Origin of the sequence: Teichococcus vastitatis (assembly GCF_003604215.1) — a bacterium.
Taxonomy (GTDB): Bacteria; Pseudomonadota; Alphaproteobacteria; order Acetobacterales; family Acetobacteraceae; genus Pseudoroseomonas; species Pseudoroseomonas vastitatis.
The window spans coordinates 1-13,681 of the sequence record NZ_QXGS01000001.1 but is presented as its reverse complement, the minus strand read 5'-3'; the positions used below and the strand labels follow the sequence as shown (position 1 = coordinate 13,681).

Sequence of the window (13,681 nt, the reverse complement as noted above, 5' to 3'; positions counted from 1 at the left end):
CGAAGAGGCCTGGGCGTGGCTGTTGCACTCCGTCACCTCGCCTCCCGCGCGGCTCCGGCACGGCGTGCGGCGATGCAGGCGCGCGGCCAGCCACCCTCTCGCTTCGCGACGCGCGCGGCGGTATAGGGGCCGGATCAGCCCGGAACATCACGAGAATCCCGGAGAGCACCGCGTGGCCGGCCATTCCCAGTTCAAGAACATCATGCACCGCAAGGGTGCGCAGGACGCCAAGCGGGCGCGCATCTTCGCCAAGCTGATCCGCGAGATCACGGTCAGCGCGAGGCAGGGCCTGCCCGACCCGTCTGCCAATCCGCGGCTGCGCTCGGCGGTGCAGGCGGCGCGCGTCGCCAACATGACCAAGGACACCATCGACCGCGCCATCAAGAAGGCCACCGGCGCGGCCGGCGGCGAGGATTACGTGGAGGTCCGCTACGAGGGCTACGGCCCGGCCGGCGTCGCGGTGATCGTCGAGACGCTGACCGACAACCGCAACCGCACCGCCTCCGACATCCGCTCCGCCTTCTCCAAGTACGGCGGCGCGCTGGGCGAGACCAATTCGGTGGCCTTTCAGTTCGAGCGGGTCGGCGCCATCCGCTACCCGGCCGATGTCGCCGACGCCGATGCCATGCTGGAAGCCGCCATCGAGGCCGGTGCCGCGGACGTGGCCAGCGGCGAGGACGGCCACGACGTCACCACCGCGGTGGAGGATCTGTTCGCCGTGCGCGACGCGCTGGAGGAGAAGTTCGGCCCCGCCGAGAGCGCCAAGCTGGAATGGCGCCCCAGCGTCACCGTGGAGCTGGACGAGGAAAAGGCACGCTCCGTGCTCAAGCTGATCGACGTGCTGGACGAGCATGACGACGTGCAGGCCGTGACCGCCAATTTCGAGGTCTCCGACGCGGTGGCCGCGGCGCTGGCGGAGTGATCCGGCCGCATGATGCAGACCGTCCGGCTGCTCGGACTTGATCCCGGCCTCCAGCACACCGGCTGGGGAGTTGTGGAAAGCAGCGGCAACCGGCTGCGCCACATCGCCGACGGCGTGATCTCCACCACCACCGAATTGTCACTGGCCGAGCGGCTCTGCCAGATCCACCGGGCGCTGAACGCGCTGATGGACATCTGGAAGCCGGAGGAGGCGGCGGTGGAGCACACCTATGTTAACAAGAACCCTGGCGCGGCGCTGAAGCTCGGCCAGGCGCGCGGCGTGGTGCTGCTGGCGCCGGCGCTGGCGGGGCTGGCTGTCGCCGAATACCAGGCCATGGAGGTGAAGCGCGCCGTGGTCGGCACCGGCCACGCCGACAAGGTGCAGGTGGCCGACATGGTGCGCCGCCTGCTGCCCGGCGCCACGCTGAAGCGAGCGGATGCTTCCGACGCGCTGGCCGTTGCCATCTGCCACGCCCACCATCGCGGCAGCCGCCTTGCCCTGGCCCGGGGCTATGTTCCGGCATGATCGGCAAGCTGCGCGGCACGCTGGACACGCCCTTCGACGGCGGCTGCATCTTCGACGTGAACGGCGTCGGCTATCTGGTGGCCTGCTCGGCCCGGACGCTGGCGGCGTTGCCGCAGGCGCCGGCCATCGGCGCGCTGCTGGTGGAAACGGTGGTGCGCGAAGACGCCATCATCCTGTACGGCTTCGCCGATGCTTCCGAGCGGGACTGGTTCCGCCTGCTGACGGCGATCCAGGGCGTCGGGCCCAAGGTGGCGCTGGCGCTGCTGTCGACCCTCGCCCCCGCCGATCTGGCGCGGGCGCTGATGGCCGGCGACAAGGGCTCGCTGAGCCGCGCCCCGGGCGTCGGCGCCAAGCTGGCGATCCGGCTGATCTCCGAGTTGCGCGACCGCGTCGGCGCCATGCCGACCGGCCCCGGCTTCTCGCCGAACACCATGACGGTGGCGGCGCAGCTTCCCCCCGCCGACCGCGCGGTGGCGGAGGCGATCTCGGCGCTCACCAATCTCGGCTGGAAACGGCCGGAAGCGGTGGCGGCCGTGGCCCGCGTCGCCGAGCGGCTGGGCGAGGATGCGGCGCTGGAGCCGCTGATCCGCGAGGCGCTGAAGGAACTGGCACCCCGGTGACCGGCCGCGCAACCCCGAGCCGCGCAGTCCCGACCTGACAGAACGAGAAGGGGGTGCGGAGGAACAGCTTTCCCCGCACTGTACCGCCGATGAGTGACCGCATCTCCGATCCGCACCGCTCCGAGGAGGACGCCGCCGAGGCCACCCTCCGCCCGCAGACGCTGGATGATTTCACCGGCCAGAAATCGCTGCGCGAGAACCTCGCCATCTTCATCCAGGCCGCCCGCGTGCGCGGCGATGCGCTGGACCACGTGCTGCTGCACGGGCCGCCCGGCCTCGGGAAGACCACCCTGGCGCAGATCGTGGCGCGGGAGATGGGGGTGGGGTTCCGCGCCACATCCGGCCCGGTGCTGCAGCGCGCTGGCGACCTCGCCGCCATCCTCACCAACCTGCAGCCGCGCGATGTGCTGTTCGTGGACGAGATCCACCGACTGCAGCCGGCGCTGGAGGAGACCCTCTACCCGGCGATGGAGGATTTCCAGCTCGACCTGATCATCGGCGAGGGGCCGGCGGCGCGCACCGTGCGCATCGACCTGCCGCCCTTCACCCTGGTCGGCGCCACCACCCGCGCCGGGCTGCTGGCCACGCCCCTGCGGGACCGCTTCGGCATTCCGCTGCGGCTGCAATTCTACACCCCGGAGGAATTGCTGCTGATCGTCCGCCGCGGGGCCCAGAAGCTGGGCTTCGCGCTGAGCGAGGAAGGCGCGCAGGAGATCGCCAACCGCTCCCGCGGCACGCCGCGGATCGCCGGCCGGCTGCTGCGCCGGGTGCGCGACTTCGCCCTGGTGTCGGGCCACGTGGCCGATCGTGCCATGGCCGACGGTGCGCTGAACCGGCTGGAAGTCGACCGGCGCGGCCTGGACATGATGGACCGCCGCTACCTGCGCCGTATCGCCGAGCACCACCATGGCGGCCCGGTGGGTGTTGAGACGCTGGCCGCCGCGCTGGCCGAGGGCCGCGACACGCTGGAGGAGGTGGTGGAACCCTACCTGATCCAGGAAGGCTTCGTGCTGCGCACCCCGCGCGGGCGGGTGCTGGGCGACCTCGGCTGGCGGCATCTCGGGCTGGCGCCACCGGCCGGCGGGCAGTCGGACCTGCTGGGGGATCTGTGATGCCGGGCGGCGCCGCATGGCCGCACCGGTGGCCGGTGCGGGTGTATTTCGAGGACACCGATGCGGGGGGCATCGCCTACCATGCCACCTATCTCCGCTGGGCCGAGCGGGGGCGGACAGAATCCTTGCGGGCCATGGATTTGCCGCATCAACTTATGATTCAACGTCACGCTTCGTTGCTCGTGGTAAGGCGCGTAGAAGTAGAGTATGTCGCGCCCGCACGCCTCGATGACGCTCTGGTGGTGGAGACTCGCGTGCGCCGCCTGGGCGGCGCCTCGGTTGATCTCGGCCAGGACATTGTCGCGGAGGGCGGTGGGGTGCGAGCCCGGCTCAAGGTGGGGCTGGTCTGCGTCCGCGCGGAAGGGATGCGCCCCCTGGCGATCCCCGAGCCGTGGCGCGGCGCCCTGCAGGCGGCGCTGGAGCCGGGCTCCGGTTGACCAAGTGAATGCTTCGCCCCGCCCGGCATGGCGCGGGGCCTTTGAAGGAGATTGCCGTGGGTGAGAGCGTGAGTGCGTCCAACCTCGGCCAGGTGGCGCACGATCTTTCCCTCTGGGGCCTGTTTCTGCAGGCGGACTGGGTGGTGAAGCTGGTGATGCTGGGGCTGCTCGCCGCCAGCGTTTGGGTCTGGGCGGTGGTGTTCGAGAAGGTGACCACCATCCGCCGGGTCAACCGTGCGGCCGATGCCTTCGAGGACAAGTTCTGGTCCGGTGGCAGCCTCGATGCGCTGCACCAGCAGGAAGGCGAGCGCCCGACCCATCCGATCGCCGCCGTGTTCGGCGCCGCCATGCGCGAATGGGAACGCAGCGGCAGCCGCCCCGAGGGCAGCGAGGTCCAGCTCGCCGGCATGCAGCAACGCGCCGAGCGGGCCATGAACGTCGCCATCCAGCGGGAGATGGACCGTATGGAGCGGTGGATGGTGTTTCTGGCCTCGGTCGGCTCGGTGGGTCCCTTTGTCGGCCTGTTCGGCACCGTGTGGGGCATCATGAACAGCTTCTCGGCCATTGCCGGCATGAACAACACCAACCTCGCCGTGGTGGCGCCGGGCATCGCCGAGGCGTTGTTCGCCACCGCCATCGGCCTGGTCGCCGCCATTCCGGCGGTGCTGGCCTACAACAAGATCACCACCGACCTTTCGCGCTTCGCCTCCCGCCTGGAGGGCTTCGCCGCCGAGTTCGGCGCCATCCTGAGCCGACAGGCCGAGGAACGGGCCTGACGCCATGGGCATGTCCACAGGGGGCAATGGCCCGGGCGGCCATGGCCGGCGCGGCCGCTATCGCGCCATGGCCGAGATCAACGTGACGCCGCTGGTCGACGTCATGCTGGTGCTGTTGATCATCTTCATGGTCGCGGCGCCGCTGATGACGGTGGGTGTGCCGATCGACCTGCCGAAAACCAATGCGAGCGCGCTGAACCAGGAGACCGAGCCACTGACCATCTCGGTTAACGCTCAGGGCAACATCTTTCTTCAGGAAACCGAGGTGCCGCTGGAGAACCTGGTGCCGCAGCTGCGCGCCATCATCGACGCCCAGCCCGCCGGCCAGCCGGAGCGCCGCATCTTCGTGCGGGGCGACCGCGGCATCAACTACGGCCGGGTGATGGAGGTGATGGGCACGGTGAACAGCGCCGGCTTCACCAAGGTCGCGCTGCTGGCCGAGCAGCCTTCCGGCCGGCCGGCTGCCGCAGTGCCGCAGGGTGCCCGCCCTGCCGAGCCGCAGCAGCCGCGCCGCTAAGGCCGAACGGACAGCATCACCATGGCCCGTCATGGCCTTCGCTTCTGGGGCGGTGTTTCCGCAGCGCTGCACGTGCTGCTGGGCCTGCTGCTGCTGCTGAAACTGCCGGGGCGGGACATTCCGCCGCCGCAGGAAGCGGTGCCGGTGGAGTTCGTCACCCCCGACACGGCGCCGCAGATCGCCCAGGCCGAGCAGCCCCTGCCGCTGCCGGCGCCGCCAGCGCCGCAACCCGAGCCCGATCCGACCACCAATGCTCCGGCCGAGCCGGAAGCGCGCCCGACGCCGCCATCGCCGCCGCCTCCGCCGCCTCCGCCACCGCCCGCCCCGGCACCCACACCCGCGCCGCCCACACCCGCGCCGCCCATCCCGGCGCCGCCGACACCTGCTCCGCCGACACCTGCTCCGCCGACGCCTGCGCCCAGCCCGCCGACCCCGGCGCCCTCGGCCCCACCACCGCCCGCGCCTGTGCCGCCGCTGCCGAGTCCGCCACCGCCCGCGCCGGCGCCACCGGCTGCCGTGCCGGATGCGATGCCGACGCCGCCGGAGCGCCAGCAGCCGGTGCAGCAGCCGCAGCCTTCGCCGCCCTTGCCCATGCCGCCGCCGCCGGCCCCTGCGCCACCCGCCCCGCCGCAACCAGCCCGGCCCGAACGCCCCTCGCAGCAGGCGCAGCAGCAGCCCGCGCCGGCAAACCCGCCGCGCTCGACCCCGACACAGCCTTCCACCACGCCGCCGCCGCCGAGGCCGAGCGAGCAAGCGGGCACCGGCCGCACCGAGCCGCCGCCGCGCACCGCCGAGCGCTCCACCTCCGTGTTGTCGACGCTGGAACGGCTGCGGGCGGCACAGCAGCAGCAGGCGCCCGCCGCCCGGCCGGCGCCGCAGGCCGGCCGCACCGCGACCGGCGGCGGCACCCCCACCGGCAACGCGCTGCTGACCCAGGGCGAGGTGCGGGGCGTCGCCGACCGCATCAGCGAATGCTGGTCAGTGGATGCGGGCATGCTCGGGCTCGACCAGATCACGGTGGAGCTGCGGGTGGACATCGACGGCGGCGGCACCATCCGCAACGTGCGGTCCGCCGGCGGTGTTCCGTCGGAGCCCCGTGCTCGGGCAGTGTATGAAAGTGCGCGCCGCGCGCTGCTGGACCCCAAATGCAGCCCGTTGCCGATCCCTCGCGAGAAGATTCCCTCCCTCGCCAGTGCCACCTTCCGCTTCAATCCGAAGGGTCTCGTCCGATGAACCAGCCGAACCTTCTCCTGTCCCGCCGCGTCGCCCTGCTGGGCGGTGCCGGGCTGCTCGGGGCGTCCTCGCTGGCCCGCGCCCAGGCGCCGGCCGCCACGGCGGGCCAGGTCATCGACATCAACCGGGCCCGCACCGATCCGATCCCGATCGCACTGCCAAACTTCGCCGGCTCCTCGCCGGATGCGCAGCGGCTGGGACAGAACATCACCCAGGTGATCACCAACAACCTGCGCAATTCGGGCCTGTTCCGCCCGGTGGCGCGGGAAGCCTACATCCAGACGCCGGAAGCCGCCGCGGGCGCGCCGCGCTTCCAGGACTGGCGGGTGATCGGCGCCCAGGCCCTGGTCACCGGCCGTGCCGAACCGCAGGGCGACCGCGCCCGCATCGAGTTCCGGCTGTGGGAAGTGAACTCGGAGCAGCAGCTCCAGGGCACCGCCTACACCGCTGCGGCCAATAACTGGCGGCAGATCGCGCACGTCATCTCCGACGTGATCTACGAGCGCATGCTGGGCGAGAAGGGCTATTTCGACACCCGCATCGTCTACGTCGCGGAGTCCGGCCCGCGCGACCGCCGCACCCGGCGCCTCGCCATCATGGACCAGGACGGCGAGAACAACCGCTTCCTGACCGACGGCACCTTCCAGGCCCTGACGCCGCGATTTCACCCGAATGCGCGTCAGATCGCCTTCATGTCCTACAACAACAACCAGCCGCGGGTTTACCTGTTCGACCTGAACAGCGGCCGGCAGGAAGTGCTGGGCAACTTCCAGGGCATGACCCTGTCGCCGCGCTTCTCGCCGGACGGACGCTCGGTGGTGCTGTCCTCGGCGCGCGGCGGCGACGCCAACATCTTCGTGGTGGATCTGGCGTCGCGCCGGGAACGGCAGCTGACCTCCGGCGGCGGCCTCGACGTGTCGCCTTCTTATTCGCCGGACGGCTCGCAGATCGTGTTCAACTCCGATCGCGGCGGCGACCAGCAGATCTACGTGATGGATGCGAATGGCGGCGGGGTGCGCCGCATCTCCTTCGGCAATGGCCGCTACGCCACGCCCGTCTGGTCTCCGCGCGGCGACCTGATCGCCTTCACCCGCATGGGCGGCGGCCGCTTCGGCATCGGCGTGATGCGCCCCGACGGCTCGGGCGAGCGCATCCTGTCGGAAGGCTGGTCCATGGAAGGCCCGAGCTTCGCGCCGAACGGCCGGGTGCTGACCTTCTACCGCGAAACCCGGGCCCGCGACTCGCGCGGTGGCGGTTATTCGGCGCGTCTGGCCATGATCGACATCGCCGGCTTCAATGAGCGGCAGGTGATCACGCCCACCGATGCCACCGACCCGAGTTGGTCGCCCTTGCTGTCCTCGTGAGGCCGGTAGCCGCAACTCAACCGGAGGTTTGCAGTTTCGGCAGAGTAACCATTCCGTGCGCGCTGGTTTAAATGCCTTGAACCTGCCTCAATCCAAGCGTAACCGCAGCGGTAATTCGCCCTGCTAACAGGAGTCGCGCGATGAATACCAAGCTTCTCGGCGCACTTGCCGCCGCTGCCCTGCTGTCCGCCTGTGCCAGCGAGGACACCTCGGGCGCCGCCACCGGCGCCGGTGCGACCGGCGGCACCGGCATGATGGGTGCCGGCGCCGTGCGCCCCGGCAGCCAGGAGGATCTGGTCGCCAATGTCGGCGATCGCGTCTTCTTCGCGCTGGACAGCTCCTCGGTGGGCGCCGACCAGCGTCCGACGCTGGAGCGTCAGGCGTCCTGGCTGGCCCAGTACCCGCAGGTGCAGGTTGCCGTGGAAGGCCATGCTGATGAGCGCGGCACACGCGAATACAACTTGGCGCTCGGCCAGCGCCGCGCCAACGCGGCGCGCGACGTGCTGGTGGCCTCCGGCGTATCCTCGGCCCGCCTGAGCACCATCTCCTACGGCAAGGACCGTCCGGCGGCGCTGGGCTCCTCCGAGGATGCCTGGGCGCAAAACCGCCGCGCCGTCACGGTGGTGCGCTAAGCATCATCGCGCCGTCCCGCATTGACGCGGCGTCGGCCGATTGAGAGAAGCGGCGGCACCCGGAACCGGGCGCCGCCGTTTCGCCGTTTCATGTGTTCCGATCCCGCGGAGAGGGAAACCGCCGATGCTTCGCAAGATCCTTCTGATGGCGCCCTTGCTGCCGCTGCTCGGCGCGGCGCCCGCCTGGGCGCAGATGGACAGCCGCGAGGGCATCGCGCTGCAGAACCAGATCCTTCAGCTGCGGCAAGAGCTTGACATGCTTCGCCGCTCCGGTGGCGGCGGCTATGCGGCGCCGGTTCCGGTGGCGCCGCAAGGTCGCCCGGGTGCGGGCGGCGGCGAGTTGACCGGGCAGCTACTGGAACGCGTCGGCACCCTGGAGGAGGAGGTCCGCCGGCTGCGCGGCCAGCTGCAGGAATCCGACTACCGCGTGCGCACCACCCAGCAGGCGTTGGAGAAGCTGCAGGGCGATGTCGATTACCGCCTGCAACAGATGGAGCAGGGCGGCGGCGGCGCTTCCTCCCGCCCGGCCGAAACGCCCCGGCCGCCGCAGCGCAGCGAAGCGCCGGCGACCGCGTCGGCACCAGCCGGCAACGCGCCGCGCACCGCCGAGCGCGCCATCGCCGAAGGCCAGGCGGCGCTCGGCCGACGCGACTATTCCGCTGCCGAGGCTGCCGCGCGGGAGGTGATCGCCGCCCGCAACACCGCCCGCGCCCAGGATGCCCAGTTGCTGCTGGGCGATGCGCTGCTCGGAAAGCGTGATTTCCAGAACGCGGCGCTGGCCTATGATGACGCTTATCGCCGCAACCGCGGCGCCGCCCGGGCGCCGGAAGCGCTGCTCGGCCTGGCCAATTCCTTCCTGGGCTTCGGCGCCACGCGCGAGGCCTGCGCCACCTTGGCCGACCTGCGTTCCGAATTCCCGCGCCTGTCCGGCTCCCTCGCCAGCCGCGCCGCCGAGGCGCGGCAGCGAGGCAATTGCCGCTGACGGCGGAGCCGCTCGGCCCCGCCGAGTTCGCGGCGCTGATGGCGCCGCTGGGTCCGTTCGGGCCGGCACCGCGTCTGGCGGCAGGGGTGTCAGGGGGGCCGCACTCCTTGGCCCTGGCCTTGCTGGCCCAGGATTTCGCCCAGGCCCGCGGCGGAAGCGTGGTGGGGATGGTGGCCGACCACGGCCTGCGTTCCGGCAGCGCCGCCGAAGCGGAATGGACGATCCGCACCCTACGTGATGCGGGCGTCGAGGCGCAGCTGATTGCTCTTGATCTGGCCGGGGGCGCAGCCCTGCAGGAGCGTGCCCGCGACGCCCGCTTGGCCGCCTTGCTGGATTGTTGTGCGAAACAGGGGCGGCCATGGCTGCTGCTGGGCCACCACCGCATGGATCAGGCGGAAACCGTGCTGTTCCGCGCGTTGCGGGGCAGCGGCGGGGCCGGAATGGCGGGCATGGCGGCGCTGCGGCCGACTGCTTCCGCGTTGCTTCTTCGCCCGCTGCTGGGGGTGCCGCCCGCGCGGTTGGAAGCAACCCTGGCCGCCCGCGGGATCGTTCCGCTGCGTGATCCTTCAAACACGGATCCGCGGTTCACCCGGGTCCGGCTGCGCCAGGCGCTGGGTGATCCGGGGGGGCAGGGCCCGGCCGTGGCCGCGCTGGCCGAGGCAGGCGCGGCCTTTGCCCTGCGCCGCGCTGCGCGCCGCCGCGCGCTCGCCGAGTGCCTGACAAGCGCGGCGACCCTGATGCCGGAAGGCTGGGTGCGGCTCGATGCGGCGGCGCTGGGCGAGGGCGCGCTGGCCGACGAGGCGCTGGCCGCGCTGCTGCGGCTGGTCGCGGGGGCCGAGCACGCTCCGGCCGCCGGAGCGGTGCGGGCGCTGCGGCGGCGCGGCGGCGGCACGCTGGGCGGCGTCCTGTGGCGGGAGGGCCTGTTGTGCCGCGAGCCGTCGGGCTGCGCCGCGCCGGTCCCCGCCGTCCCTGACCGGCGTTGGGACCGGCGCTGGCGGCTGCGTGGTGCGCCCCGGCCGGGCCTCAGCATCGGGGCGCTGGGCGTGGCGGCATCGGACCTGCCCCGTGGGCGGCGGCGCGGCCTGCCGGCCCTGGTGCTGAGCGGGCTGCCGGCGCTCTGGCGGGACGGCAGGCTGGAGGCCGTGCCGCCGCTGACGGAGCCCGGCTGCTTGGATTTTGATCCCGCAGGCGGGCCGCTTCTCGGCTAAAGTGACAAGGTTGCAAGATGGGATGCAGGCCGGTGTTTCAGAACGGCGCGAGGCACCCTATCTTGCATTCAGCGCAGGCCGGCACCTCTCCGCCGGCTGGCACACGAATGGGAACCCTCAGGTGAACAATTTCGGCCGCAATCTGGCGCTTTGGGTGATTGTGGCGCTGCTGCTCGTGGCGCTCTTCAATCTGTTCCAGCCTTCCTCCTCCACCCGCCAGAACGGCCAGCAGGTTGCCTACAGCGACTTTCTGAACGAGGTGAATAGCGGCCGCGTCCGCGATGTCACCATCCAGGGCCGCACCCTGACCGGTCAGCTGTCGGATGGCCGCTCCTTCTCGACCTACACCCCCGAGGACCCGACCCTGGTCAGCAAGCTGACCGACAAGGGCGTCCGCGTGGTGGCGCGGCCGGAGGAGAGCGATGTCAACCCGCTCTTCCACTACCTGTTGTCCTGGTTCCCGATGCTGCTGCTGATCGGCGTCTGGATCTTCTTCATGCGGCAGATGCAGGGCGGTGGCGGCCGGGCCATGGGCTTCGGCAAGTCCCGCGCCCGCCTGCTGACCGAGAAGCAGGGCCGCGTCACCTTCGAGGACGTGGCCGGCATCGAGGAAGCCAAGGGCGAGCTGGAGGAGATCGTGGACTTCCTGCGCGACCCGCAGAAGTTCCAGCGCCTCGGCGGCAAGATCCCCAAGGGCTGCTTGTTGGTGGGCCCGCCGGGCACCGGCAAGACGCTGCTGGCGCGCGCCATCGCCGGCGAGGCCAACGTGCCGTTCTTCACCATCTCGGGTTCCGACTTCGTTGAGATGTTCGTGGGCGTCGGCGCCTCCCGCGTGCGCGACATGTTCGAGCAGGGCAAGAAGAATGCCCCCTGCATCATCTTCATCGACGAGATCGACGCGGTGGGCCGGCACCGCGGTGCCGGCCTCGGCGGCGGCAATGATGAGCGCGAGCAGACCCTCAACCAGATGCTGGTGGAGATGGACGGCTTCGAGGCGAATGAGGGCGTGATCCTGATCGCCGCCACCAACCGTCCGGACGTGCTGGACCCGGCGCTGCTGCGCCCCGGCCGCTTCGACCGGCAGGTGGTGGTGCCGAACCCTGACGTGATGGGCCGCGAGAAGATCCTGCGCGTGCACATGCGCAAGGTTCCGCTGGCCTCCGACGTCGATCCGAAGACCATCGCGCGCGGCACTCCGGGCTTCTCGGGCGCCGATCTCGCCAACCTGGTGAACGAGGCCGCGCTTCTGGCCGCCCGCGGTGGCCGCCGCACGGTGGGCATGCACGAGTTCGAGATGGCCAAGGACAAGGTCATGATGGGCGCCGAGCGGCGCTCGCTGGTCATGTCGGATGATGAGAAGAAAATGACGGCCTATCATGAGGCCGGCCACGCCCTGGTCGCCATGCATGAGCCGGAATGCGATCCCGTGCACAAGGCCACCATCATCCCGCGCGGCCGTGCGCTGGGCTTGGTGATGTCCCTGCCGGCCGGCGACCGCTATTCCAAGCACAAGTCCAAGCTGAAGGCGGAACTCGCCATGGCGATGGGCGGCCGCGTCGCCGAGGAACTGATCTTCGGCGCCGATAAGGTGTCCAACGGCGCCTCGGGCGACATCAAGATGGCGACCGACCAGGCCCGCCGCATGGTGTCCGAATGGGGCATGAGCGAGAAGCTCGGCATGATCGCCTACGGCTCCAACGATCAGGAAGTATTTCTCGGTCATTCGGTGACGCAGTCGAAGAACATCTCGGAGGCAACGGCGCGCGAGATCGACAGCGAGATCCGCTCGATCATCGACGATGCCTATGCCCGCGCCAAGCACACGCTGCAGACCAACATCGACGAGTTGCATGCGCTGGCGAAGGGCCTGCTGGAGCACGAGACGCTGTCCGGCGATGAGATCCGCAACGTCATCAAGGGCGAGCCCGTAGTGCGCAACCGGCCGGACGAGCCGGTGCCGTCGGGACGGGGCAGCGTGCCGACCTCTGGCCGGCCGACCCGGCCGGGCGGCGGGTTCGGCAACCCGGCGCCGCAGCCGGGGACCTGATCCCGGGGCGGCCGCCCCTTCTGGCGGTGCGGCCGTGCGATGCGATAGAAGGGCCCCGGCGACGGGGCCTTTTTCGCATCTGGGGATCGGCGGAATGACGGAACGATGGATCGAGCCGGTATCACTGCTGCACGGTCCTGTTGCCTTCCAGGCGGTGCGGGACGGGCATGCCCTGCCGCTCGCCGGCGGGCCGACCGCCTTCACCCTGGTGCGGCTGATCGAGGACGGCGGTGACCTCGGCCTGCATCCGGCGCGGGATCTGCCGGAGCATTGGAGCCCGCTGCTCGGCCTGCTGACCCGGCGGCCGCTGCCCTTCGCCGGCCTTCCCGCCGACCGGCCGCTGGTGATGGGGATCGTCAACGTCACGCCCGATAGCTTCTCGGATGGCGGGCAGTGGGCGGATGCCGGCGCCGCCATCGCGGCCGGCCACGCCATGCTGGAACAAGGTGCCGACATGCTGGATGTGGGCGGCGAGAGCACCCGGCCCGGCGCCGCGCCGGTGACGCCGGAGGAGGAGATCGCCCGCATCCTCCCCGTGGTGCGTGAATTGTCCAAGGCCGCCGTGGTCAGCGTCGACACCCGCCATCCCGCCACCATGCAGGCCGTGCTGGATGCGGGCGCCGAGATCATTAACGACATCACCGCCCTGCGGCAGGATCCGCGTGCCGCCCGCGCGGTGGCCGAGGCCCGTGCCCCCGTGGTGCTGATGCACATGCCCGCGCTGGAGCTGAAGGCGATGCATTCGGCGACCGATTATGATGACCCGGTGCTGGACGTGGCCCGGTTCCTGCGGCAGCGCGTCGAGACCGCCGAGGCGTTGGGCATTCCGCGCGGCCGCATCGCCATCGATCCCGGCCTCGGCTTCGGCAAGACCGCCGAGCAGAACCTGCTCATCCTGCAACGGCTGCCGCTGCTGGCCGGCATCGGCTGCCGCGTGCTGGTGGGCGCGTCGCGCAAGCGCTTCATCGGCACCGTCACCGATGTGGAAATGGCATCGCAGCGGCTGGTCGGCAGCCTGGCGGTGGCACAGGCTGCCGCCGGTGGTGGCGCTGCCATCCTGCGGGTGCATGATGTGGCCGAGACGGTGCAGGCGTTGCGCATGTGGCGGGCCTGCGTCGAGGGCCGGTTGGGCGAGGTCTGAGCGGAACCTCGGAGCCGTTCCGGATAAGCTGCTAGATCACTTTTTCTGCGACGTCGTTTCAAAGGGAATGCCAGCAATGTCTCACGCGGAGCGCCGGCTGTTTGGCACGGATGGGATCCGGGGTGTTGCCAATCGTGCGCCGATGGATGCGTCGACGGCGCTGCG

The 13,681-nt window shown here is 70.9% G+C and carries 14 protein-coding genes; all 14 read left to right on the top strand.

Annotation, left to right across the window (positions count from 1 at the left end):
- Positions 1 to 172: 172 nt before the first annotated feature.
- A complete protein-coding gene (locus tag D2K64_RS00070) occupies positions 173 to 922 on the top strand; it encodes a YebC/PmpR family DNA-binding transcriptional regulator (RefSeq protein ID WP_120005443.1) in 750 nt (249 codons plus the stop codon).
- A 12-nt stretch (positions 923 to 934) separates the two neighbouring features.
- Positions 935 to 1,447 carry a crossover junction endodeoxyribonuclease RuvC gene (gene ruvC / locus D2K64_RS00065; RefSeq protein WP_120006678.1) on the top strand — a complete coding sequence of 171 codons (513 nt, stop codon included), beginning with the start codon at positions 935 to 937 and terminating at the stop codon, positions 1,445 to 1,447.
- Entirely contained in the window at positions 1,444 to 2,067 is a 624-nt protein-coding gene (gene ruvA / locus D2K64_RS00060) for a Holliday junction branch migration protein RuvA (protein ID WP_120005441.1), read from the top strand. The genes ruvC and ruvA overlap by 4 nt, the downstream gene beginning before the upstream one ends.
- Before the next feature lie 89 nt (positions 2,068 to 2,156).
- Positions 2,157 to 3,179: a Holliday junction branch migration DNA helicase RuvB gene (ruvB, locus tag D2K64_RS00055; RefSeq protein WP_120005439.1), complete on the top strand. Its 1,023-nt coding sequence runs from the start codon at positions 2,157 to 2,159 to the stop codon at positions 3,177 to 3,179.
- Positions 3,179 to 3,616: a YbgC/FadM family acyl-CoA thioesterase gene (locus D2K64_RS00050; RefSeq protein ID WP_120005437.1), complete on the top strand. Its 438-nt coding sequence runs from the start codon at positions 3,179 to 3,181 to the stop codon at positions 3,614 to 3,616. Before ruvB ends, D2K64_RS00050 begins: the two co-directional genes overlap by 1 nt.
- Positions 3,617 to 3,672: 56 nt before the next feature.
- On the top strand, positions 3,673 to 4,392 hold the full coding sequence (gene tolQ, locus D2K64_RS00045) for a protein TolQ (RefSeq protein WP_120005435.1): 720 nt from the start codon (positions 3,673 to 3,675) through the stop codon (positions 4,390 to 4,392).
- Between the two features lie 4 nt (positions 4,393 to 4,396).
- Positions 4,397 to 4,909 (top strand): protein TolR, encoded by a 513-nt coding sequence (gene tolR / locus D2K64_RS00040; protein WP_120005433.1) that lies wholly within the window; start codon positions 4,397 to 4,399, stop codon positions 4,907 to 4,909.
- Positions 4,910 to 4,930: 21 nt separating this feature from the next.
- Positions 4,931 to 6,142, top strand: a complete 1,212-nt coding sequence (locus D2K64_RS24965) for a hypothetical protein (protein ID WP_120005431.1) — start codon at positions 4,931 to 4,933, stop codon at positions 6,140 to 6,142.
- Entirely contained in the window at positions 6,139 to 7,506 is a 1,368-nt protein-coding gene (gene tolB / locus D2K64_RS00030; RefSeq protein WP_120005429.1) for a Tol-Pal system beta propeller repeat protein TolB, read from the top strand. Before D2K64_RS24965 ends, tolB begins: the two co-directional genes overlap by 4 nt.
- Before the next feature lie 140 nt (positions 7,507 to 7,646).
- The gene (pal, locus tag D2K64_RS00025) at positions 7,647 to 8,138 is read left to right on the top strand and encodes a peptidoglycan-associated lipoprotein Pal (protein WP_120005427.1); all 492 of its coding nucleotides are present in this window, start codon (positions 7,647 to 7,649) and stop codon (positions 8,136 to 8,138) included.
- Between the two features lie 124 nt (positions 8,139 to 8,262).
- Positions 8,263 to 9,120, top strand: coding sequence for a YbgF trimerization domain-containing protein (locus tag D2K64_RS00020; protein ID WP_120005425.1), 858 nt, complete (start codon positions 8,263 to 8,265; stop codon positions 9,118 to 9,120).
- Positions 9,111 to 10,328, top strand: a complete 1,218-nt coding sequence (tilS, locus tag D2K64_RS00015; protein ID WP_120005423.1) for a tRNA lysidine(34) synthetase TilS — start codon at positions 9,111 to 9,113, stop codon at positions 10,326 to 10,328. Before D2K64_RS00020 ends, tilS begins: the two co-directional genes overlap by 10 nt.
- A 121-nt stretch (positions 10,329 to 10,449) precedes the next feature.
- The gene (gene ftsH / locus D2K64_RS00010; protein WP_120006676.1) at positions 10,450 to 12,375 is read left to right on the top strand and encodes an ATP-dependent zinc metalloprotease FtsH; all 1,926 of its coding nucleotides are present in this window, start codon (positions 10,450 to 10,452) and stop codon (positions 12,373 to 12,375) included.
- Positions 12,376 to 12,469: 94 nt separating this feature from the next.
- A complete protein-coding gene (gene folP / locus D2K64_RS00005) occupies positions 12,470 to 13,516 on the top strand; it encodes a dihydropteroate synthase (protein WP_120005421.1) in 1,047 nt (348 codons plus the stop codon).
- Positions 13,517 to 13,681: the final 165 nt, after the last annotated feature.